The sequence below is a fragment of the Janthinobacterium sp. YR213 genome, from assembly GCF_900099875.1.
In the GTDB taxonomy this organism is placed as follows: Bacteria; Pseudomonadota; Gammaproteobacteria; order Burkholderiales; family Burkholderiaceae_D; genus Janthinobacterium; species Janthinobacterium lividum.
The window spans coordinates 488485-508771 of the sequence record NZ_FNDA01000001.1 but is presented as its reverse complement, the minus strand read 5'-3'; the positions used below and the strand labels follow the sequence as shown (position 1 = coordinate 508771).

At 61.3% G+C, this 20287-nt stretch carries 20 protein-coding genes; 12 read left to right on the top strand and 8 right to left on the bottom strand.

Features of this window, described 5'->3' with window-relative positions; genetic code table 11:
• The first annotated feature begins 28 nt into the window (after positions 1-28).
• From BLT98_RS02330 to BLT98_RS02320, 3 genes are all read left to right on the top strand, one after another.
• Positions 29-424, top strand: coding sequence for a DUF5071 domain-containing protein (locus tag BLT98_RS02330; RefSeq protein ID WP_170846263.1), 396 nt, complete (start codon positions 29-31; stop codon positions 422-424).
• A 140-nt stretch (positions 425-564) separates the two neighbouring features.
• The gene (locus BLT98_RS02325; protein ID WP_244517355.1) at positions 565-1437 is read left to right on the top strand and encodes a hypothetical protein; all 873 of its coding nucleotides are present in this window, start codon (positions 565-567) and stop codon (positions 1435-1437) included.
• A 144-nt stretch (positions 1438-1581) separates the two neighbouring features.
• Entirely contained in the window at positions 1582-2259 is a 678-nt protein-coding gene (locus BLT98_RS02320) for a CatA-like O-acetyltransferase (protein ID WP_244517354.1), read from the top strand.
• On the opposite strand, the gene BLT98_RS02315 is transcribed toward BLT98_RS02320, so the two are convergent.
• Positions 2256-3014 carry an AraC family transcriptional regulator gene (locus BLT98_RS02315; protein WP_092605035.1) on the bottom strand — a complete coding sequence of 253 codons (759 nt, stop codon included), beginning with the start codon at positions 3012-3014 and terminating at the stop codon, positions 2256-2258. The two genes, BLT98_RS02320 and BLT98_RS02315, sit on opposite strands and share 4 nt — an antisense overlap.
• Positions 3015-3100: 86 nt before the next feature.
• Here BLT98_RS02315 and BLT98_RS02310 point away from each other — a divergent pair, with 86 nt between their 5' ends.
• A complete protein-coding gene (locus BLT98_RS02310) occupies positions 3101-3868 on the top strand; it encodes an alpha/beta fold hydrolase (protein ID WP_092605034.1) in 768 nt (255 codons plus the stop codon).
• Here BLT98_RS02310 and BLT98_RS02305 read toward each other — a convergent pair whose 3' ends face one another.
• A complete protein-coding gene (locus BLT98_RS02305; RefSeq protein ID WP_034786115.1) occupies positions 3869-4510 on the bottom strand; it encodes a LysE family translocator in 642 nt (213 codons plus the stop codon). It lies immediately after the preceding gene.
• A gap of 106 nt (positions 4511-4616) precedes the next feature.
• Positions 4617-5699, bottom strand: coding sequence for a YeiH family protein (locus BLT98_RS02300; RefSeq protein ID WP_092605033.1), 1083 nt, complete (start codon positions 5697-5699; stop codon positions 4617-4619).
• 107 nt (positions 5700-5806) lie between these two features.
• Between BLT98_RS02300 and BLT98_RS02295 the strand changes: the two genes are divergently transcribed.
• The 3 genes from BLT98_RS02295 to BLT98_RS02285 are packed head-to-tail and all read left to right on the top strand — an operon-like array spanning position 5807 to position 7868.
• Positions 5807-6709, top strand: a complete 903-nt coding sequence (locus BLT98_RS02295) for a LysR family transcriptional regulator (RefSeq protein ID WP_034786119.1) — start codon at positions 5807-5809, stop codon at positions 6707-6709.
• A 54-nt stretch (positions 6710-6763) separates the two neighbouring features.
• Positions 6764-7336, top strand: coding sequence for a helix-turn-helix domain-containing protein (locus BLT98_RS02290; protein WP_092605032.1), 573 nt, complete (start codon positions 6764-6766; stop codon positions 7334-7336).
• Between the two features lie 7 nt (positions 7337-7343).
• Positions 7344-7868, top strand: coding sequence for a GNAT family N-acetyltransferase (locus BLT98_RS02285; RefSeq protein WP_092605031.1), 525 nt, complete (start codon positions 7344-7346; stop codon positions 7866-7868).
• Between the two features lie 34 nt (positions 7869-7902).
• Here the strand turns inward: BLT98_RS02285 and BLT98_RS02280 are convergent, their stop codons facing one another.
• Complete coding sequence (locus BLT98_RS02280) at positions 7903-9291, bottom strand: methyl-accepting chemotaxis protein (RefSeq protein ID WP_092605030.1); 1389 nt, start codon at positions 9289-9291, stop codon at positions 7903-7905.
• Between the two features lie 325 nt (positions 9292-9616).
• On the opposite strand from BLT98_RS02280, the gene BLT98_RS02275 reads away from it, so the two are divergent.
• Positions 9617-9880 carry a DUF378 domain-containing protein gene (locus BLT98_RS02275; protein ID WP_080753630.1) on the top strand — a complete coding sequence of 88 codons (264 nt, stop codon included), beginning with the start codon at positions 9617-9619 and terminating at the stop codon, positions 9878-9880.
• A 183-nt stretch (positions 9881-10063) separates the two neighbouring features.
• On the opposite strand, the gene BLT98_RS02270 is transcribed toward BLT98_RS02275, so the two are convergent.
• Entirely contained in the window at positions 10064-10471 is a 408-nt protein-coding gene (locus BLT98_RS02270) for a c-type cytochrome (RefSeq protein WP_170846262.1), read from the bottom strand.
• A 153-nt stretch (positions 10472-10624) separates the two neighbouring features.
• Positions 10625-11503, bottom strand: coding sequence for an EamA family transporter (locus BLT98_RS02265; RefSeq protein ID WP_170846261.1), 879 nt, complete (start codon positions 11501-11503; stop codon positions 10625-10627).
• Positions 11504-12176: 673 nt separating this feature from the next.
• Here BLT98_RS02265 and BLT98_RS02260 point away from each other — a divergent pair.
• Both BLT98_RS02260 and BLT98_RS02255 read left to right on the top strand, forming a co-directional pair.
• Positions 12177-12662 carry a toll/interleukin-1 receptor domain-containing protein gene (locus tag BLT98_RS02260; protein WP_244517353.1) on the top strand — a complete coding sequence of 162 codons (486 nt, stop codon included), beginning with the start codon at positions 12177-12179 and terminating at the stop codon, positions 12660-12662.
• A gap of 417 nt (positions 12663-13079) precedes the next feature.
• Positions 13080-13493: a hypothetical protein gene (locus BLT98_RS02255; RefSeq protein ID WP_139178980.1), complete on the top strand. Its 414-nt coding sequence runs from the start codon at positions 13080-13082 to the stop codon at positions 13491-13493.
• 76 nt (positions 13494-13569) lie between these two features.
• Here BLT98_RS02255 and BLT98_RS02250 read toward each other — a convergent pair whose 3' ends face one another.
• Positions 13570-15447 (bottom strand): phytase, encoded by a 1878-nt coding sequence (locus BLT98_RS02250; RefSeq protein ID WP_244517352.1) that lies wholly within the window; start codon positions 15445-15447, stop codon positions 13570-13572.
• Positions 15447-17984, bottom strand: a complete 2538-nt coding sequence (locus BLT98_RS02245) for a TonB-dependent receptor (RefSeq protein WP_092605026.1) — start codon at positions 17982-17984, stop codon at positions 15447-15449. Before BLT98_RS02245 ends, BLT98_RS02250 begins: the two co-directional genes overlap by 1 nt.
• 306 nt (positions 17985-18290) lie before the next feature.
• On the opposite strand from BLT98_RS02245, the gene BLT98_RS02240 reads away from it, so the two are divergent.
• Together BLT98_RS02240 and BLT98_RS02235 are read left to right on the top strand one after the other, a co-directional pair.
• Positions 18291-19193, top strand: a complete 903-nt coding sequence (locus BLT98_RS02240) for a GGDEF domain-containing protein (protein ID WP_070259375.1) — start codon at positions 18291-18293, stop codon at positions 19191-19193.
• Entirely contained in the window at positions 19193-20218 is a 1026-nt protein-coding gene (locus tag BLT98_RS02235; protein WP_092605025.1) for an AraC family transcriptional regulator, read from the top strand. Before BLT98_RS02240 ends, BLT98_RS02235 begins: the two co-directional genes overlap by 1 nt.
• Positions 20219-20287: the final 69 nt, after the last annotated feature.

The window sequence follows — 20287 nt, the reverse complement described above, 5'->3', positions numbered from 1 at the left end:
ACGGATCAACCATACAGGAACGCCTTGCATGCACCTGCCATTGCCGCGCGATAAACATGATACGGAGAATGCGCAAGCCCTCATCGCCCTGAGCTGGGAGGAGCTGCGTCCGGCCATGCCGCAGATACTGGAATGGGTGCAAGATGTGAACTGGCCCGTGGCCAGCATCCTCCTGCCGTATCTGGGCGGCATTGGCCCACGTCTTGCCCCCTATGTGAAAACGGTGCTGGCCAGCAACGACGAACAATGGAAGTACTTTGTTTTGCAGGGCATCGTGCGCCATTCAAGGGAGCTGGCATTCGAATTGGACGGGGAATTGCAACGCTTCGCCCATACACCGACAATGGGAGAACTGGAAGAAGGCGTGGCCGAGGTGGCCCGGGAAATTCTGCAATGCCAGATAATAACTGTGGTCGGCCAGTAATCAGGGTCATTATTGTAAGAAATCAGTATTGAGTGTGCGTGCGTGTGGCCATTCCTGTAATAGATAGGAGACAATCCGGGCCGAATAAATTTCGACCTCCGGGTTGTAAAACCCTCCCTATCATTTAACAGGAAGATTACATGGGCAATTTTAGTATCCCGCAAACCAATAAAGCACTCGCCGTGTATTTTCATGGCAAGACGGTGCCTATGCTGTTTGCGGTATTTGCGGCGATCCTGGCGGCAGTGGCAGGTTTTGTCTTGTACCTGAGCACGACCATACCTCAGAAAACACTGACCGATACGCAGGCCATGACCTTGCGTAACGGCGCCAAGCTGGGTACGCACAGCAATTTGACTATTTTGTATGGTACGGCGGCTTTTCTATTGCTGCTCGCCGTGCTGGTACTGGTCATGCGCGCGGTAATGCTCAAGCGGCGGAAAAGCCGTTTTGAATTGCATGAAGAAGGTGTGGTGCATGAATTGAACGGCATTCGCAGTTACGCCGCCTTTGCCGATATCGAAGACCTGTATCTGTTTGCTGGCGGTTCCACCGCCATGACCGGCATGATCAATAACCTTGCCTACCGCACGGGCGCCGACCAGCCCTGGATATGGGCTACCGGAGAACTCAAGCGCTTTGACGAGTTCATGGACGAATTTCGCTCCCGTTACCTGGAATACCGCATGCCCGTCTTGCAGCAGAAGCTGGCGGACGGCGAGCGCGTGACTTTCCGCTATATCAGCAGCGGCGAGGTATACAAGAAACGCTTGTTCGGTAATTTCCTGAATGTCAAGACACAGGAACTGGCCTTGTCGGCGCAGGGCTTGCATGTGGAGGGCGTCACCTGGCCTGGCGCCAGCCTCAAGTGCATGAATCAGAATGACTGGACCGAGAGATTGACGATCAAGGATGCGGCGGGTACGACAGTGTTTTCATGCATCGGCACGGGTATCCTGAGTTTCGACCTGTTCGCCAATATGATAGACGACGAGATTAATCAAGCGCAGTAATTCCGGCGGAAATAAGCCTCCCGATACGGGGAGGCTTGCGACCGGCTTATCCCGGTCGGCGGCCAAATTCAGATAAAGAATGAAAACGTATTTACTGTCGAATAACGAATATTAAAAAAACATTCCATGCGCCTAAGGCATGACTTGCCCGCCAGCCCCCCCATCGTCTACACTCGCCGCATGAAAAATTTTGAAAAGCGGCGCGACCGCTATGACTTGTTCCGGGCGTTTGACAATCCCCTCGTCAACATCAATTTCCAGCTGGACGTGCCGGATTTCCGGCCCTGGTGCAGGGAACGGAAAATTCCCGTGTTTCACTTTTTCCTGTTTTGCCTGCTCAATACGGTCAGGGACATCGACAACTTCATGTACCGCATCTATCAGAGTGAAGTGATCAGGATCGACGATTTTCCCGCTTCCTATACCGTCATCAACGGCGATGAAAACCTCAATTACACGCGTTTCGCGATGACGGACCAGCTCGACCTGTTCATCGCGCGCAGCCTGGAAGCCAAGCGCATTGCCGAAGCCAGTTCCGCGCTGATCAATACGGGCGAGGGCGAAAGCGAGCGCGAGCAGCGCAACAATATCTTCATCACTTGCCTGCCGTGGCTGGAACTGGCGGCCATCGAACACCCGATCCACCGTCACCGCGATGCCGACATCCCGACCTTTACCTGGGGCAAGTTCGGCCCCGCGCAGGCGGATGGCCGCATGCGCATACCGTTTTCCGCACAAGCCCACCACGGTTTTGTCGATGGCTACCATGTGCAGAAACTGGCGCAGGCATTGTCGCAGCGCATCGCCGCCATCATTTCCTAGGCTAAATAATCGCTGGGTGCCTGGCCCAGCACGCGGCGGAACGCGGCCGTGAAGGCGCTGGGGCTGGCATAGCCGAGGTCGAGCGCCACGCGGGTGACGGTTTGCCCGTCCGCCAGCCGCGTGATGGCGGCCAGCAGGCACGCTTGCTGGCGCCACTGGGCAAAGGCCAGCCCCGTCTGGGCGCGGAATTGCCGCGTAAAGGTGCGCCGGCTCATGCCGGCCTGCGCCGCCATCGCATCCAGGCTGCTGTCCAGGCTCGGTTGCCGCAGCAAGTCCATGCACAGCCGCGCCAGCCGGGGCTCCTGCGGCAGGGGCGCGCTCAGGGGCAATGGTCTGGCAGCGGCAATTTCATCGAGCAGCAAGGCCATCAGTCGTCCGGCCCGCGATTGTTCCGCATACAAGCCATCGACCGTCACGGCCTCGGCCAGCAGCTGGCGCAGCAGCGGCGAAGCGTCCAGTACCTGGCAGTGTGACGGCAAGCCCATCCCTGCAATGGCCGGTGCGTCGATAAACACGTTGTGCATGGTCACGGCGCCATGCATGCGCATGCCGTGGGATAGCTGGGCAGGTACCCAGCAAGCGCGTTGCGGCGGCACCAGCCAGTTGCCTTGCTGCGTGTGCACGCTGATGACACCGCGTGCCGCATACGCAAATTGCCCACGCGCATGGCTGTGGCTGGGGAACATTGCGCCAGAAGCATAGTCGCGTGCCGTGGCGATCAATGGGCGCGGTACTTCCGTATAAAAATCATCCATGGCCCATACTCTACAGTAGTTGACCTGGCATCGAAAGCGGGTCGCTTGCTGTCCGCTTACCATCACACTCTTTTTCCGGAGTGAACATGCACAATACCTGTCATCGCGTGGGCCATGGTCCCCACGCCGTCATCGTCCTGCACGGCTGGTTTGGCGACGCCAACGCTTTTTCCCCGATGGAAGCGGGTCTCGACGGCGGCGCTTTCAGCTATGTCTTCATGGACAATCGCGGCTATGGCGGCATGCGTGGCGCAGAGGGTGAGTATTCGATGGACGAGGTCGCCCGCGACGCGCTGGCGCTGGCCGATGCGCTCGGCTTTGCCACTTTCAGCGTGGTAGGCCACTCCATGGGGGGCATGGCGCTGGAACGGCTGGCCTTGCTGGCCCCCTTGCGCCTGCGCAAACTGGTGGCCGTGGCGCCCGTGCCCTGCTGCGGCGTGGCCTTCGATGCGGCCGCCCGCGCGACGTTTCTCGCGGCCGCCGATAGCGTGGCGGCGCGGCGCGCCATCATCGACCGCAGCACGGGCGGGCGCTTGCCAGCCACCTGGCTGGACTGGAAGGCACAGTATTCGTGGGAAAGTTCGGATCCAGCCGCGTTTGCCGCGTATTTCCTCGCGTGGAGCGAGACGGATTTCAGTGAAGAAATCAAGGCGGCGCGCGTGGAATTGCCGTTGCTGGCGCTGGTGGGGGAACATGACCCCCGTTTCGACGCGGCCCTGATGCGTCGCACGTATCTGTGGTGGTACCCGCAAGCCCGGCTGGAGGTGCTGGGCAATACGGGACACTATCCGATGAATGAAACACCGCTGGCCCTGGCGGCCAGCATCGAGGCGTTTTTGACGGAAAAAAACTAGTTACGCCGCCTTGGCGCGCAGGCGCAGCAGGCTCAGGCCCAGCAAGACGAAGGCGCCGCCCGTGATACGGTTGAACAGCTTGGCGCGGCCCGGTGTGGCCAGCTGGGTTTTCAGCAGGCGCGCCAGGTTGGCGTAGAACAGGTGGGCCAGCATGGCGCAGGCGACAAACGAGGTCGTCAGCACGGTGAACTGGATGGCCACCGGTTCGCCCGGGGTGATGAATTGCGGGAACAGTGCCGAGAAGAACAGGATCGCTTTCGGATTGGTCAGCGCGACAGTCAAGCCCTGGCGGAAGAGTTTCCAGAACGAGTTAGGATTCGCCGTGCCGGTCACCACGGGCGCATCGGCCACGACGCTGGTCTTGCTGCGCCATTGCTTGATGCCCAAGTACACCAGATACAGGGCGCCAGCCAGTTTCAGCAGCATGAAGGCCGTGGCCGAGGTGGCCAGCACGACGCCCATGCCGGCCATGGCCACGCCGGAAATGATAAACAAGCCAAAACCATTGCCCATGCTGCTGATCATTGCGCGGCGCGGGCCGACGGCGATGGCGTTCGAGATGGCCAGCAAGACGGCCGGACCGGGAGAAAACGTGACGAGCAGGGCGACGCTGCAGAAAAGCAGCCAGTTCGAGAGATGCATGGGTGTTCCTGGGTGGGGCCGAAGCCGGATTGAGAGTCAAAACACGTATATTGTACGAAGTTTTAGACTCCCGCGTCAGCGGCCCCCGCTTGTATCAAGCTGCGCCTTAAGCAAACAGGCTGGCGACCACATGGTTGATGGCGGCGCCACCGGCGATGAGCCAGCAGAACAGCAGGCCGGCCAGCAGCAGGGGCTTGATGCCGGCGCGGCGGATGGCCGACATGTGCGTCGTCAAGCCGAGGGCAGCCATGGCCATGGCCAGCAAGACTGTGTCGAGCTCGGTGATGGTGGCGACTGTTCCCGCTGGCAGCAGGCCCAGCGAATTGAATGCCACCACGCCGATAAAGATGAAAGCGAACCAGGGGATGGCCAGCTTGGCCGCCTTGTCGTGGCCGCTGTTGCCACCTTTGGCCTTGCCGCGCGCCAGCACCGCCGACAGGATGACGAGGAAGGGGGCCAGCATCATCACGCGCACCATCTTGGCGATCACGGCCGCATTCGCCGCTTCCTGCCCGATCGACTTTCCGGCCGCCACCACCTGCGCCACTTCATGCACGGTCGAGCCGATGTACACGCCAAAGGCGGATGGTGTTGCCGCCAGCACATGCCAGCCTTGATTCAGCTGGTACAGCAAGGGATACAAAAAGATGGCGATGGTGCCGAAGACCACGACGGTCGAGACGGCCACGGTGACATCTTCGCTGCGACCCTTGACGACGGGCTCGGTCGCCATCACGGCCGCCGCGCCGCAGATCGAGCTGCCCGCGCCGATCAGGATGGCGCTGTTGCGTTCCAGCTTGAATACCTTGGTGCCGAGGAACATGGCCAGGCCAAACGTGGACGCCAGCACCAGCGCGTCGATGGCGATGCCGGCCAGGCCCACCTGACCGATATCCTGGAAGGTCAAACGAAAGCCATACAGGATGATGCCGAGCCGTAATAATGTCTGTTTGGAAAAGGTCACGCCCGCGCCGCAGGTGGGCGCCAGGCGGCCATACACGCTATTGCCGAGCACAATGCCCAGCATGATGGCCAGGGTCAGGGCGCTCATGCCGTGGCTTTGCATCCATTCCAGCTTGCCCAGTTGAATGGCGCCCCAGGCGATCACGCCGCTGAGCAGCAGGCCGGGGAGAAGGCGGCCATAGCGGTTGCTGAAACTTGTTGTGTTGCTTGTTGAGAGGGATGACATACCGTACTCCGTGGTTCCTGGTTCGTATGGCATGACTGTACAGTTCGTCGATTAAATGGTAAAACGGATTGTTTTTGTATCTTTAACCGATTGGATAGGTAGATAAAATGGCGTTGACCTTGCGGCAACTGCAGATTTTCCTCGCCGTGGCGGATACGGGCAGCACCAGTGCGGCCGGTGAGTTGATTGCGCTGTCGCAATCGGCCACCAGCGCGGCCCTGAATGAACTGGAAGCCTTGTTGGGGGCGCAACTGTTTGACCGTGTGGGCAAGCGTCTGCTGCTCAACGACAATGGCCGCCTGCTGTTGCCGCAGGCGCGGCAGATGCGCGACGGAGCTGCCAGCATCGAGCGCCAGTTCGCGGGCGCCGACCCGTCCGTGCCCGTCAGCCTGCAGATCGGCGCCAGCACCACCATCGGCATCTATTTGCTGCCGCAGATACTGGCGCTGGCGGCGCAGCAATACGGGCGCAGCATTCCGCAAGTGACGATTGCCAATACGGCCGACATCGCCGCCGCCGTGGCGGAGTTCCGTGTCGATATCGGCCTGATCGAAGGGCCGTGCCACGAAGCGGGCTTGCTGGTGGAACCGTGGCTGACGGACCAGATGCTGATCGTGGCCGCGCCCACGCATCCGCTGGCGCAATTGCGCCATCTGCTCAGCTTTACGGAGCTGAACCAGGCGGGCTGGCTGTTGCGCGAAGCGGGTTCGGGGACGCGCGAAGCCGTCGAGCAGGCGCTGGTGCCGTATCTGCACTATCTGCGCGCCGCGGGCGAGTTCAGCAATTCGGAAGCTATCAAATATGGCGCGGCGGCGGGGCTGGGCATCGCCTGCCTGTCGCGCGTCGTCGTGGCCGATTTGCTGGCCAGCGGGCAACTGGTAGAACTGGAAACCATGCTGCCGCCGCTGGAGCGTAATTTCTATCTGATCCGCCAGTCCAGGAAAATCCTTTCCCCGCGCCTGGCCGGCTTCCTGGAGCTGTGCCGCCACGCCACACGCATGGCGGGCTAGCGGGAGCAGGCAAACAGCTTGACTGTTTTCCATATTGGGAATAAATTCTCAGATATGGAAAATTCAACATTTGTAGAAAGCGATACGGAACAGCGGCTGGCGGCACGTTTAAAGCAGTTGCGTGTGGAGCGGGGTTGGTCGCTGGACCAGCTGGCCAGTGCCAGCCAGGTCAGCCGCGCCACCCTGTCACGCCTGGAAAATGGCGAAGTCAGTCCGACTACAAGCGTGCTGGGCAAGCTGTGCGCCGCGTATGGCTTGGCCATGTCGCGCCTGCTGCGCATGGTGGAAGACGACTTTCCCCCCATGCTGCGGCGGGCCGAGCAAAGCGTGTGGAGCGACCCGGACACGGGCTTTATCCGCCGCTCCGTTTCGCCCCCGTCGCGGGCGCTGGCTGGCGAAGCGCTCGAATGCGAGCTGGGCGCTGGCGTGACGATCGCCTACGCGGCCTCGCCCCGGCCCGGCATGGAACATCATCTGTTGCTGCAGCAAGGCAAGCTGAACGTGACCGTCGACGGCCGCTCCCACGACTTGCTGGCCGGCGACTGCCTGCGCTACCAGCTGCATGGCCCCAGCGCGTTTACGACGCCGCCGGACAGCGGCGCCCGCTATTTTCTCTTTCTTGTCTGAGGTCGCCATGCCCGTATCGCTACGCCATTTTTCATCCACCGATGTACGTGACCGCTTGCCGGAACTGGGGGCCTTGCTGCAGGACTGCGTGCACGACGGCGCCAGCATCGGTTTTATCTTGCCCTTCGACACGGCGGCCAGCCAGGCGTTCTGGACGGATAACGTCTTGCCGGCCGTCACGCGCGGCGTGCGCCTGTTGCTGGTGGCCGAGGTGGACGGGCAGGTGGCGGGCGCCGTGCAGCTGGACTGGGATACCAATCCCAACCAGGCACACCGGGCCGAAGTGCGCAAGCTGCTGGTCGCGCCCGCTTTCCGCCGGCGCGGCCTTGCGCGCCAGCTGATGCAGGCGCTGGAAGAACAGGCGCGCCTCTTGCCGCGCAGCCTGCTGAGCCTGGACACGCGCAGCAGCGACCACGCGGAACCGCTGTACTTGTCGCTCGGCTATGTGGTGGCCGGCAGCATCCCCGGCTATGCGCTGGCGCCGGCCGGCGACCGGCTGGACGCCACCACCATCATGTACAAGCAGCTGTAGCGATTCTATGGCGGCGCTGCGATGACGGGGGAACTCAGGCTTTCAGCCGCACTCTAACGCTTGTGGCAGACAGGTTTGCCGGCGCGGAAATGGCGTGCGCAGCCTGTCCGTCCACCAAGCTGATGCCGTGCGCGGCCTGGACAGGTAACTGGTCACGGCTCAGCTTGAAGATGCCCACCGTGCCTGACAGTAGCGTGGCGCGCTGCTGCATGCTGGCAGCCGCCGTCGATGCCTGCTCCACCAGGGCCGCATTTTGCTGCGTCACCTGTTCCATCTGCACGATGGCGGCATTGACTTGTTCGATGCCGGACAATTGCTCGCCGCTGGCCATGCTGATCTCGCCCATGATGTCCGTAACGCGGTGCACGCTGGCCACGATCTCGCGCATGGTGGCGCCGGCCGTGTCGACCAGGCGGGCGCCTGCGTCGACCCGCTCGACGGAGTCGCCGATCAGTTGCTTGATTTCTTTTGCCGCGCCGGCAGAACGCTGGGCCAGGGTGCGCACTTCAGCGGCCACGACGGCAAAACCGCGCCCCTGTTCTCCGGCCCGCGCCGCTTCCACGGCGGCATTCAGGGCCAGGATATTCGTCTGGAAGGCGATGGCGTCGATGACCCCGATGATGTCAACGATCTTTTTCGAGGAGGCGTTGATCGAGCTCATGGTATCGACCACTTGCGCCACCACCGTCCCCCCTTTGCCTGCCACGGCGGCGGCCGATTGTGCCAGCTGATTGGCTTGCCGTGCGTTATCGGCATTTTGCTTGACGGTGCCAGTCAGCTCGTCCATCGAGGCGGCCGTGCGCTCCAGCGAGCTGGCTTGCGCCTGCGTGCGCTGCGACAAGTCCAGGTTGCCGGCGGCAATTTCTCCCGAGGCGCCCGCGATCTCGTGCGTGCCGCCACGCACCTCGCCCACGATCGTGATCAAGCTGGCATTCATGTCTTTCAGGGCTTGCAGCAGTTGCCCCACTTCATCGCGGGAATCGACGCGGATATGTTCGCTCAAGTCGCCGCCAGCCACCTTGCGCGCCACTTTGACGGCATGCCGCAAGGGACGCACGATGCCGCTGCTGATGAACCAGGCCGTCACCAGGCTCAACACGCCGCCGACCAGGCCCAGCGCAATGATCAGCACGCTGGTATCGTGCGCGCGGGCCATGGCCGCGTCGGCCGCCGTGCGCATCTGCGTCGACTGCGTGGCGATCTGCTGGTCGAGTTCGCGCAGGGCCGGCTGTTCCTGCATGCTGTTGCGCGTGGCCTGCAATTGCGCGATGCGCGCATAGCGCTGGTTCACGCTGCTATCGATTTCGCCGCTTACCGCCGACAGCTGCCACGTGCTGATGACCACCACCACGGCCAGTAACAGCGAAGTGAGCAAAAAGCCTGTGGTCAGGCGCACACCGATACGTATGTTTGAAATATTCATGTCCCCTCAGCTGTTGTCCCATGGTGGCCGGTTCCCATGCCTGCGGCATGACGCGGCGCTTCTCCCCTGAAGTTGCCGGGGTGAAATGAGTGTAGCAGCGCGGTACTAGGTAATCTACAAATATTTCCATATTGGAATTAGTCACTGCCTGTTTAGCAACAGCGGCATGGCATGTTGCCAGATAAAATCACCCGCCGTATTGCAGACGCATCCTACCTCCATACCCGGCATTGTCCGACTGGCGCATGGCGGTGCCGCGCCTACACTGTTCCTTGCACGGACCCGGCGGCGGGTCTTTCTCTTCTTATATTCACAGGAGGCTGACATGGCGAATATCCAGGCAGGATCGGACGGTGCGGCAAAGGAGGAAATGACGGCCAAGCGCCTGAACGTGGTGGACTGGATCTCGATGATCCTCTTGATCGTGGGCGGCTTGAACTGGGCGCTGGTGGGCTTGTTCGATATCGATATCGTGGCCCGCATCCTCGGTGCCATGTCGACGGCGTCGCGCGGCGTGTACGTGCTGGTGGGACTGGCGGCGCTGTATTCCATCTATCTGTGCGTGCGCAAGCTGCCAGCCAAGCCCTAGAGTCGTCTGCGCGACTAGGAGGCGGCGCAGAAGAAGCGCAAGGGCGTGCCGCAAGCGCTGGGAATTTGATCTGGCGTCACGGGCTTGATGCCGCCTTGTGCGCGTGCATGTGCCAGTCTGCGTCCAGACTGGCGCTCGGCCAGCTTGGACGCTGACGTTATTGCATGTGCTTATTGCATGCGCTTACTGCGTGCGCAGATAGGCGAGCAGATCGGCCACTTGCTGGGCGTTGCCGATGCCCCAGAAGCGCATGTTGTTGCCGGGAATGAAGTCGCTCGGTGCTTTCAGGAAGCCGGCCAGGTTTTGCTCGGTCCAGACGATATTCGTGTTTTTCATGGCCGCCGAGTATTTATAGTCGGTGGTGGAGCCGGCCTTGCGGCCGATCACGCCCGTCAGCTTGGGGCCGAAGCCGCCGCGCGCCGATGGCCCCACCTGGTGGCAAGAGGCACACTTGCGAAAGGCCGCCTTGCCCGCTTCGGCGTTGCCCGTGAGTGCGGCAGGAGCGGCCGCCTGTGCGGTGACGACTGGCGCCAGCAGCATGGCTGCGGCGGCGAGAGGGGAGAACCAGCGAAAAAGAAATGGATAGGTCATCGGTGAGGCGGAAGTGCACGATATGGCAAGCAATGATGTATTTTACAGGCGGGCATCAAAACCTGTCCGTCAGCGGCGAAGCGATGCCAGGCAGCAGCGCAGGAATAGCTGCAGGAAGCGCGCAGGAATCGATACGGGATGGCCTGAATGCCGCTAGCGCTTGCCACCCTGTGCGCCGAGCGCCGCCATGGCCGATGCAAACACGATGCAGGCGATGGCCAGCCACTGGGTCAGGCTCAGCAACTCTCCCAGTACGGCCATGGCGGCCAGCGCGCTGACGGCGGGCGCCGCGCTGCTGAACATGCCGAACACGCCTTGCGGCAAGCGGCGCAAGGCAAAGATTTCCAGTGAATACGGCAGGGCGCTGGACAGCATGGCAATGGCCAGGCCCATCAAGGCAATCGATGGCGCCAGCAGGGCCGAGCCCGAATACGCGACGCCGATGGGCACCGTCACCATGGCCGCCACCGTCATGCCCCAGGCTACGGCTTGTCCGCCTTGCAAGGTAGAGGCGCGCTTGCCGAAGATGATATACAGCGCCCAGCACAGCGCCGCTCCCAGCGCATACGCCACGCCGACGGGGTCCAGGCTGCCCGGACTGCCTTGCAGCGGTAACAGTAAATACAAGCCGAACACGGCGCACGCCACCGCCAGCAAATCGCGCGGACGGCGCGACGACAGCATGGCCACCGCCAGCGGCCCTGTTACCTCGATGGCGACGGCGATACCGATCGGTATCAGCGCAAACGCCCGGTAAATCAGCAAGTTCATCAACCCCAGAACGGAACCATAGACCAGCAAGTTCAGCACATCCTTGCGCGTCAGCCGATAGCGCCACGGCCGGAAGATCGCCAGCAGGATCAGCGCAGAAAACCCCACCCGGTACGCCGTAATCCCTTCCACGCCAATGACAGGAAACAGATTCTTCGCAATCGCCGCCCCCAGATTGACGGAAATCTGCCCTCCCAAGACGGCCAGGGAAGGGAGCAGGATGCTGTCGGGGAGGGCGGAGGTCGAGGCGGGGGAGGTCATGGGACGGTATTCTAATATGCCTGAGGCTGGCAGTCGCTGGCAGATTGGTAAGCCGAGGAAATTTAACGAGGTAGTTGCTGACATGACTGGTGCATCGCGGCTTCTTTTTCTATATCATGTTGCAAAATACGCTACAGTTGTAAAATTGTTTACTAATGATCGGGAGCAGCCGCTCCTAATCGAACAGTCTTTACCATTAGCACATTAAAGACTGATTAATGTTAATCGGCATTTCGACTAAAAGAGTCGGCAATCGGCCAGTAACAGACATTCGTGTCGCCGGGAGAATGTGTGAGTTTTCCAAGTTAGAAATTTGATACTATAGGCTGCGACCGATTAATTGCGCCTAGTCACATTTAAAAATAATACATTAACAATATTTCTCGGTCGTATTTTAGGGCGAATGGGCTCCTAACCATTCAGTTAAATAAGCGATTACAAATAGAAGGATTACAAAATGGCTAGATGCACAGCTCCAGTACGCGGACATAGCTCAGCGGCGGCCGCCGCTGAATGCCCTGCATGCCGTTACCGTACCGGATACGGCTACAGTGGCAGCAGTTCGTCCTACTCTCCATCGGGCAGCAGCGGGGCTGGCTATAGCACCAGCGGTGGTAGCAGCAGTAGGTCCAGCAGCGGTTCAAGGCCGAGGTGGTCGAAAGCGGGCTCATCTATGTTCTACACGCCTGCTCAAGTACAGTCGCTCACACCAATCCGCGAGACAGTTGAGACGCGGGCAGAAGCGCAACCTGACCTTCGTGATGTCTTCCTTTGTCATGCGTGGGATGATCGACAGGGGCCTGCAAAAGAGTTGCACGATTTGCTCGTGGCTGCTGGTGTCAAAGTTTGGTTCAGCGAGAAGGATCTGGGACTTGGAGTGCCGATGATGCGCGCCATCGACAAGGGCTTAGCTAATTCTCGAATCGGGCTTGTGCTGGTGACTCCTGCGCTGCTGGCTCGTCTTCCAAAAGAAGGCGTCGCCGATAAAGAGCTTTCAGCGCTCTTGGCGGGCAACCAGCTTGTACCCATTGTACATAATACGACCTATTTAGCTCTTCGCGATATCAGCCCCTTACTTGCCTCTCGCAGCGGCCTCGATACTGCAGAAGATTCAATGGCGGTGGTTGCGGGGAAAATCGCGGAGCTGGTTACTATCTAGCTCGTAGCTCGCTGCCACGTGGTCACACTGCCTATTGCCACGCAATAGGCAAATTTACGCAGAATATTGCGTAATACGCGTTCATTTTCCAGAAAAACAGAGCCGTCTATCCGCCCTTAAACAGCCTGGCAACTCTCTTGTAGACTATAGCAAGATTCAAATCAACCCAAAATGTTTGAGTTTCAAGTGTGTTTAAGTGTCCGCGTTGGGGCGCAAGCGGACATTACAAGTTTTACCTGTTTTGCAGAGTAAACGGCCATTTCTTGTATTCATTGATATTATTAAAGGCGATAAATTTTAATGTCATTGCTGTGCGCATTGATAATAGTTAAATTAATATGGTGAAGACACGGCAATCCTGCATTTCTTGCTGTTTATCGCACCGTCTATTTGCTTGTAACTCAGGAGAAGTATTGAATGACTGTTTTTAGTATCGGCAACACCAATTTTGAAGTGAATGTAGCGAAATCAAACATTAGTCTGGAAGCTCATGGCAGCGGTATGCTGGAGCTGAATATCGATATCCATGGCGACGATGAGGTGTTTATGCGCTTGACCGAGCCGGAGGATGCGGAATGGTCGTGGGCACTGTATCCGCCGGCCTTTTTCCTGCATGGCTTGCGCATACCGGAAGGGCAGGGCGGAGCGTTTTCGATCGGGATGCTGGATATGCATCCCGAGGCGGAGGAATCGGGTATCTATATGATGGAATATGGTGACGTGTCGGCTGTCAACATCATTGAATTGTCGGCGGATCGACTAGCCGTGTCGGGCATGGTGGACTTGTGCGGCAAGCGCCTGCCATTTCATATCGATATGCCGCGCAGATAGTATCGGGGCCGGGCTTCTCGGGAACGGAATGCGCCCCATTAGGGCGCATTCCCCCGGCCGGGTCGGCTCCGCCTGATTATTCCAGCTTCAATGCCTTCGCCACATCCCCCCACGCCACATACTTGAAGTTCTGCGGTCCGTCCGGCAAGCGCTTGTAGCCGTCCTGGATCACCAGCATGCCTTGCGCATACGCGCCGCCCAGGTTGGCGGAGGTGACGTCGAGGCCGTCCGTTTCCGAGGTGCCGTCTATGCCGGCGGGCAAGTTGAAACCCACCTTGAAGCGCCCGCGCACCTTGTAGGGCGCTTGCGCGTCGAGCACCACGTAGCTGCTGTCGCCCTGGCTGGAGACGATCAGGTAGCCCGTGTTGGCTTTGGCGCCAGGCTGGCGGTAGATGGCCATGCCTTCCACGTCGGCCGTCAGGTTCGCGCCCACGGGCAAGACCATGGTGAGGGCGCCCGGCTTGGCGGCGTCGGCCGAGGTGGTCCAGATGCCGCGCGTTTCCTCGCCCAGGAACAGGCGGGCGTTGGCATCGTCTGCCACGCAGCCTTCCGGTTGGGTGGCCACCTTGAAGCTGCGTAAGAGGGTGGCGCTGAATTTGTTGCCTTCCAGGCCGATGCTGTACTGCTGGAAGGTGCCGTCCTTGTCGTTGATGAACGCTTCCACGCCGCCGCCGGCCGGCTGGTACAAACACATGCCATAGATGCTTTTCAGGCCGGTAGGAAAACGGCCCGCTTCCGCCACGACACCTTCGGCATTGATGGTGAACAGCATCATGCTGTTGTCGTCGCGCTGGGTAGCCACGGCCAGGTCGACCTTGCTGCCGCCAAGACTGATGTTCTGCCGCACGTCGACGTTGTTCAGGCGGCCCACTTCCAGCAGCTGTGTCTGCTTGCCTTGCAGGTCGTAGACCAATAAACCCTGTTTCTTGTTGGTGCCGAGGATGCGTGCGTTGGCGGGGTTGCTGGACAGCCAGATGGCAGGATCGTCGGCCGCGTCGCCCTGGCGCGCCATCGGTTCCGTCTGCGCTTGCGGGGCGATGATGGCCACCGCAGGCTGCGTTTCCGCCTGGCCAGCCCATTTCAAGGGCCGCGCCTGCCAACCATTCTTGCCGCGTAACATCAACGAATTTCCATTGAGGGCCAGCTGGCTGTCGCCTTTGCGCACGTTCAAGGCGACGGCTTGCGGCGGCATGGCCGTCCATTGACTCCCCTGATGGGCAAACAGGTGCAGCTTTTCCGCCTTGCCGTCGAGTACTGCCACCCCGCCTGGCAGCACTGCCAGCGCACCGGCGCCGCCGTCCAGCTGGCCGTACGGCTTGCGCAGGGCGACCACTTCGCGCTTGCCCATGCCTTCCGACTCGGCGTCATACGCCCACACGCCCATGTTGGCCTCGCTTACCAGCAGGCGCTGGGCGCCATCGTCGACCCGGCAATGTTTCGCGTGCGGCGGCAAAGCCAGTTTACGCACCAGGCTGCGCTGTTCTCCCTGCATCACCCACTGTTCCGCTTGCCCATCCTTGCCGATCAAGAACAGATGGGTTAGCTGCTGCGCGTCGCGGTACAGGCACGACGCTTCCACGGAAAAGGTCGGGATGGGGAACGGCGCCAGCTTGACCAGCTTGCCGGCTTGCACATCGACGGATACGGGCAGGGGGCGCTGCGTGTCCGCTTCCAGGAACACGGCCAGCACCTTGTTGCCGTCGATGCGCGTGTCGAGCTGCTTGGCGCGCACGGCGATGCGGTCCTGTTCCTTGCCCGCAGGATCGAACAGGCGCAAGCCGTGCTTGTCCAGGGTCAGCCAGCCGCCGCCGGGCAGGCGCGCCAGTTCTTCCGCTTCCTGCGTGAAGGAGGGGACAGCTTGGGCAGGTGCGGCCTGTGCCGTGCCCATGATGCAAAAGGCAGCCAGCAAAGCGCTGCAGAGTACGGTTTTTTTCATGTTATTGGAGATCATCATCAGAAGGCGCTGGCTTTCAGGCTCACCTTAAAGGTGCGGCCATATTGTTCGTTCTGCACGTTGTATTGCTTCGTGCCCTGGTAGACATAGTATTTCTCGTTGTTCAGGTTAGCCGCCTCGAACATCAGCTGGAACTGTTTATTGATCTGGTACGACAGCGAGAAATCGAGCTGCTTCTGGCTGGCGACGATATGGTCCTGGCTTTGGTCCAGGATGTCGCCGCCCATTTCCAGCAGATACGGCGACTTGTAGTTGAGGGCCAGGCGGGCGCTGACCGGGCCCGTTTCATAGCCCAGCATCAAGTTCATCACCTGGTTCGACTGGCCCGGCAGGCGGATGTCGCGGTTCAGCTGCTTGTTGCTGGCCTTGTCGAAGCGGCCGATTTGCGCGCTCGAGGTGCTCAGGGTGCCGTTGACGCCGACGAGGAATTTATTGAATGGCGCCGGCAGCATGCGCAGCGGCTGCATGTAGGCCAGTTCGATGCCCTTTACTTTGGCCGCGTCGCCATTCGCATACGAAGTTGCCGTCGTGTAGCCTGCCCACTGGCCCGTGCCGGCCAGGTTCGTCGTGTAGGTAAAATTCTTGATGTCCTTGTAGAAGCCGTAGGCCGACATCACGCCGTCGTTGCCCAGGACTCTTTCGATGCCCAGGTCCAGGTTGTTCGCCTTCAGCGGCTTCAAGTCCGGGTTGCCGATCACGGCTTCCGTGTTGCTGGCCAGGCTGATGCCGGGCGCCAGCTGGCTGAAGTTGGCGCGTACCACAGCTTGCGTCCAGGCGGCCCGCACGCTGGTCTTTTGATCCAGGTCATAACGGGTTTGCAGGTTTGGCAGCCAGTTGGTGTACGAGCGTTCGCGCGTCAAGGCCGTGGCGACGCCGGCGCTGTCCACTTGCGAGCCGGCCGCCTCAAAGCTGGTGCGCTCGGCGCGCACGCCGCCCAGGATGTGCCAGGCGTCGAAGTCATAGCTGTTCTGCACATACATGGCGTTGATGTCTTCATGCATGCGGTAGTCGTTGATGATGGATTCCGTGGCCAGGCGCGCCTTGGCGCGGTCCAGTCCCGCGACCCGGGCGCGTATCAGGGCCGGGTCCAGCGCCACGCCGATGTTGCCCAGGTCGTAGTCGAGATTGTGGCCTTGCACGAAGTTGCTCATCGAGGTCGAGCCGGCGCCCCAGTAATTGCCGCTGGAAGCCTTGCTGCTGTTGTACGCCCATTGATCCGTGTCATTGGTTTTTTCGCGGCGGCTGACTTTTGCGCCGAATTTCAGGGTGGCGATGTCGAACTTGCGCGCCAGGTCGATGCGCGCGTGGTGCTCATTGTCCTTCGAGTAGCGCTTTTGCAGGGTGATGGCGTTAAGCGCGTAGCTGGCCGGGTCGTACAGCGAGGCGGGGCCGCTCAATTTCGGTTCCTGCGTGTCCGTGAAGCTGATGCCGGCGAAATTGCTGGTGCCGCGGAAACGGCCATCGTTCAGCGACTCCGGCGTGTCTTCCGTGGCGCGGCTCATGCCGCCTTTCACGTCCAGCGTCCAATCGCCCGATTTTTGTTGCGTGCCCAGGACTAAGGAGCGCACTTGCTGCGTGTACTTGCGCTGGCGGATGCGGCGCTCGGCGCGCGCGCTGGCCGTCTGGCCTTCGGCCAGGCTGCCGCCCGCGATATTGCTGATGGTCAGGCGGTCGCGCACTTCATCGTCGGAAAATTCGCTGACGAAGGAGCGCAGGAACCAGCTGTTGCCCGCTTCGGGACGGTAATCGAGGTTGACGGCCAGCGCGCCGCGCTTGCGCACGGGCAGGTAGTCGCGCAATTCCAGGCCCGACAATTTACCCTTGCTCCAGGCGCCGCCCGTTTCCACGTCGTCCGAGCCGAACGAGCGCTTTTCCGCGCTCAGGCCGGCGGCTACGCCCAGCTTGCCGTCGAGGAAGCGCTGGGCCCACAGGGCGCCGCCGCTGGGGCTGGTCTTGCCCGTCTTTTCATCGTAGCTGGCGCCCACGTTGGCCGACAGCAGCTTGCCCGGCAAGTCGAAGGCGGACAGCGATTTCACCTCGACGGTGGCGCCCAGCGAGTTGGCGTCCATTTCCGGCAGCAAGGTCTTCGATACTTCCAAGGTGCGGATCAGGCCGGCTGGCAGGATGTCCAGCGCCACGGCGCGGCGGCCCGCTTCCGGCGACGGCACCAGCGCGCCGTTGATGGTGACGGCGTTCAAGTCAGGACCCAGGCCGCGCACCGTGATGTAGCGGCCTTCGCCCTGGTCGCGCTGCACGGACACGCCCGGCAAGCGGGCCAGCGCCTCGGCCGCGTTCTTATCGGGCAAGCCGCCGATATCGTCGCTGCTGATGACGCTGATGATGTTGTCGGCTTTCTCTTGCGCGGCGATGGCGTTGCGCAGGCTGGCGCGCTGGCCGCTGACGACCACGGTGGCGGCCGGCTGGCCGTCCGCATCTTGCGCTTGCGCATGGCTTTGGCCGCTGAAGACGGCCATGATGCCGAGGGCCAGGGCTGTGAGGCGCAGCGGGGAGGGAGTCGATGTGTGCATGGTTTTCATGAAGAGCTCGGTTAGGGGGAAGGAACCGGGCGGATTCTAGGCAGCAAATATGACGGTTGCGTGACAGGCAAGGGCTTGCCACCCTGAAAACAACGGCATGCGAACGCTTTCCGGCTGGAATGGCGCTGCCATGAGCTGAAATGACCTGCCAGCGCGGGGCGCATGGGTTGCGGCTTGCCAAATCCGCACCAGCGGCACTGCTAATGATGAGCCGTTTGCACCTGCCGCACGGGCGCGGGGCATGTCATCGTGCCGTCATGGGCGGGCGCTATCGTGGCGACAGCACCACTTTTAAAGGTTTCCCACATGCTGCCGTTGCACCGTAACAGCCTGATTGCCGCCGCGCTCGCGTTGCCCCTGTTCTTGTTCCTGTATGCCACACTGGGGCACCTTAAACCGTTTGCCATCTGGAAGTGGATGGATATCGTCTGCGAAGGCGGCACGGCCGTCATGGCGGGCATCTGGTTCTTGTTTACCCTCAGCAGCCGTCCCCGCGGGCTGGTGACGAGTTTGATCGCCGGCGGCCTGTGCGCCATCATGCTGGGGTCGTGGGCCGATTGCCTCGATGAATTCTTTGCCGTCGATAAGAGCGCCGTGTGGGATAACTGGCTGGAAGCCTTGATTCCGTTTGGCATGCTGGTGCTGACGATCGGTATGTATTACTGGCGCCAGGAACAGTTCCGGTTAAATGAACACCTGCAAAAGCGCGAACGCCTGTTCCGCGACCACCGCGCCTTCGACCGCATCACGCAACTGGCCGACGCCAGCTACCTGCGCACGCAGATGCGCCTGGAGCAGGAGCGCCGTCCCGGCCTCGATTGCGCGCTGGTCTTGCTCGATATCGACAGCTTTCACCTGATTAACCGCGAATACGGCCACCGCGAAGGCGACCGCGTGCTGCAAGCCGTGGGCCACATGCTGCTGCTGAACTTGCGCAATGACGATTTGCTGTGCCGCTATGCGGGCGACCGCTTTGCCGTGCTGATGCCGGGCGTGTCGCGCGAAGATGCGGCCGTGAAGGCGCGCCACCTGTGCGCCATGGTGGGGCAGATGCGCCACCACGCCAACGATAACCGCGAAATCCGCCTGAGCCTGCGGCATGCCTGCTCGCTGACCGATGGCGTGCCGGAAGTGGTCTTGGCCGAGCTGAGCCGGGCCGTGGAAACGCCGCGCTCCGGTGCCGGAATCAGTTCCGCCGCGCCTGCCTGATGCCGCTGAACCAGCAAGGCGACCCCAGCATCGCGGCCCATCACCAGCCGGCGCTGGTGCTCGATTACGCGCGCAGCCGGGAACTGGCCGTGGCCCCGCTGCTCAAGGGCACGGGTCTCGATGGCGGGGCGCTGCCGTCCGAGGAAAGCCAGGTCAGCGCGGCGCAATACCTGCAATTGCTGGCCAACGTGGCGCGCGGCCTGGACAGTGCCGACACCAGCTTCATGCTGGGCCAGCAAATGCTGCCCGGCCATTACGGCGCCGCCAGCCATGCCTTGCTGCAGGCGCAGAATCTGCGCCAGGCCCTGGGCATTCTGTGCGGCTTTCATACCTTGCTGTGTCCGCTGCTGCAGCCGCGCTTGCGCGAAGCGGGCGACATGCATGTGCTGTATTGGGTCGATGCATTCGGCGCGCCGAGCCAGCTGCCTTTTTTGGTGGAAATGCATATGACGGCACTGGCTGCCATGTGCCGCTGGCTGGCCGGGCAGTCCCTGCCGTGGCGCTTCTGCTTCAACCGCGCGCGGCCCCGCCACGTCGAACAGCATGAGGTGCACCTGGGCCAGGCGCTGCGTTTCGATTGCCAGGTCGACGCCATGCTCATCCATTCCAGCTGGCTCGACAAGCCCTGGCCGCGCGGCAATGCCACGGCGGCCGCACTGGCCTTGCGGGCGGCCGCCCTGGCGCCCGTGCCGGCAGCGAGCCTGCTCGGCGCGCTGTACGACTACCTGCTGGCCAATATCCGCTGCGTGCCGACCCTGGAGCGCACGGCGCAGGAATTCGGCGTCAGTCCCGCCACCCTGAAACGCCACCTGGCGCGCCATGGCACGCATTTCCAGGCCGAGCTGGACCAGGTGCGCGCACACAAGGCCATCTACCTGTTCCAGGCCCATGGCTACGATAACGATGCCGTGGCCGCCTACCTTGGCTTTCATGATGCCACCAACTTCCGCCGCTCGTTCAAGCGCTGGACGGGGCAAACGCCGCAACTATTGCGTCACGCGCTGGCACTGTTCGTGGCTGGTTGATCGCCGGCGTTGCGCGCCAGCGCCACGGACAGTCGTTCCTGAGGGAACAATTGCCCGTTCTGCTACATC

Coding starts and splice junctions, on each gene's coding strand:
- BLT98_RS02330 (WP_170846263.1), top strand. CDS start 29: ATGCACCTGCCATTGCCGCGCGATAAACATGATACGGAGAATGCGCAA.
- BLT98_RS02280 (WP_092605030.1), bottom strand. CDS start 9,291: ATGAATATTTCAAACATACGTATCGGTGTGCGCCTGACCACAGGCTTT.
- BLT98_RS02315 (WP_092605035.1), bottom strand. CDS start 3,014: ATGGATGATTTTTATACGGAAGTACCGCGCCCATTGATCGCCACGGCA.
- BLT98_RS02325 (WP_244517355.1), top strand. CDS start 565: ATGGGCAATTTTAGTATCCCGCAAACCAATAAAGCACTCGCCGTGTAT.
- BLT98_RS02295 (WP_034786119.1), top strand. CDS start 5,807: ATGGCGTTGACCTTGCGGCAACTGCAGATTTTCCTCGCCGTGGCGGAT.
- BLT98_RS02265 (WP_170846261.1), bottom strand. CDS start 11,503: ATGACCTCCCCCGCCTCGACCTCCGCCCTCCCCGACAGCATCCTGCTC.
- BLT98_RS02240 (WP_070259375.1), top strand. CDS start 18,291: ATGCTGCCGTTGCACCGTAACAGCCTGATTGCCGCCGCGCTCGCGTTG.
- BLT98_RS02250 (WP_244517352.1), bottom strand. CDS start 15,447: ATGATGATCTCCAATAACATGAAAAAAACCGTACTCTGCAGCGCTTTG.
- BLT98_RS02270 (WP_170846262.1), bottom strand. CDS start 10,471: ATGACCTATCCATTTCTTTTTCGCTGGTTCTCCCCTCTCGCCGCCGCA.
- BLT98_RS02275 (WP_080753630.1), top strand. CDS start 9,617: ATGGCGAATATCCAGGCAGGATCGGACGGTGCGGCAAAGGAGGAAATG.
- BLT98_RS02310 (WP_092605034.1), top strand. CDS start 3,101: ATGCACAATACCTGTCATCGCGTGGGCCATGGTCCCCACGCCGTCATC.
- BLT98_RS02235 (WP_092605025.1), top strand. CDS start 19,193: ATGCCGCTGAACCAGCAAGGCGACCCCAGCATCGCGGCCCATCACCAG.
- BLT98_RS02285 (WP_092605031.1), top strand. CDS start 7,344: ATGCCCGTATCGCTACGCCATTTTTCATCCACCGATGTACGTGACCGC.
- BLT98_RS02305 (WP_034786115.1), bottom strand. CDS start 4,510: ATGCATCTCTCGAACTGGCTGCTTTTCTGCAGCGTCGCCCTGCTCGTC.
- BLT98_RS02255 (WP_139178980.1), top strand. CDS start 13,080: ATGACTGTTTTTAGTATCGGCAACACCAATTTTGAAGTGAATGTAGCG.
- BLT98_RS02260 (WP_244517353.1), top strand. CDS start 12,177: ATGTTCTACACGCCTGCTCAAGTACAGTCGCTCACACCAATCCGCGAG.
- BLT98_RS02300 (WP_092605033.1), bottom strand. CDS start 5,699: ATGTCATCCCTCTCAACAAGCAACACAACAAGTTTCAGCAACCGCTAT.
- BLT98_RS02245 (WP_092605026.1), bottom strand. CDS start 17,984: ATGAAAACCATGCACACATCGACTCCCTCCCCGCTGCGCCTCACAGCC.
- BLT98_RS02290 (WP_092605032.1), top strand. CDS start 6,764: ATGGAAAATTCAACATTTGTAGAAAGCGATACGGAACAGCGGCTGGCG.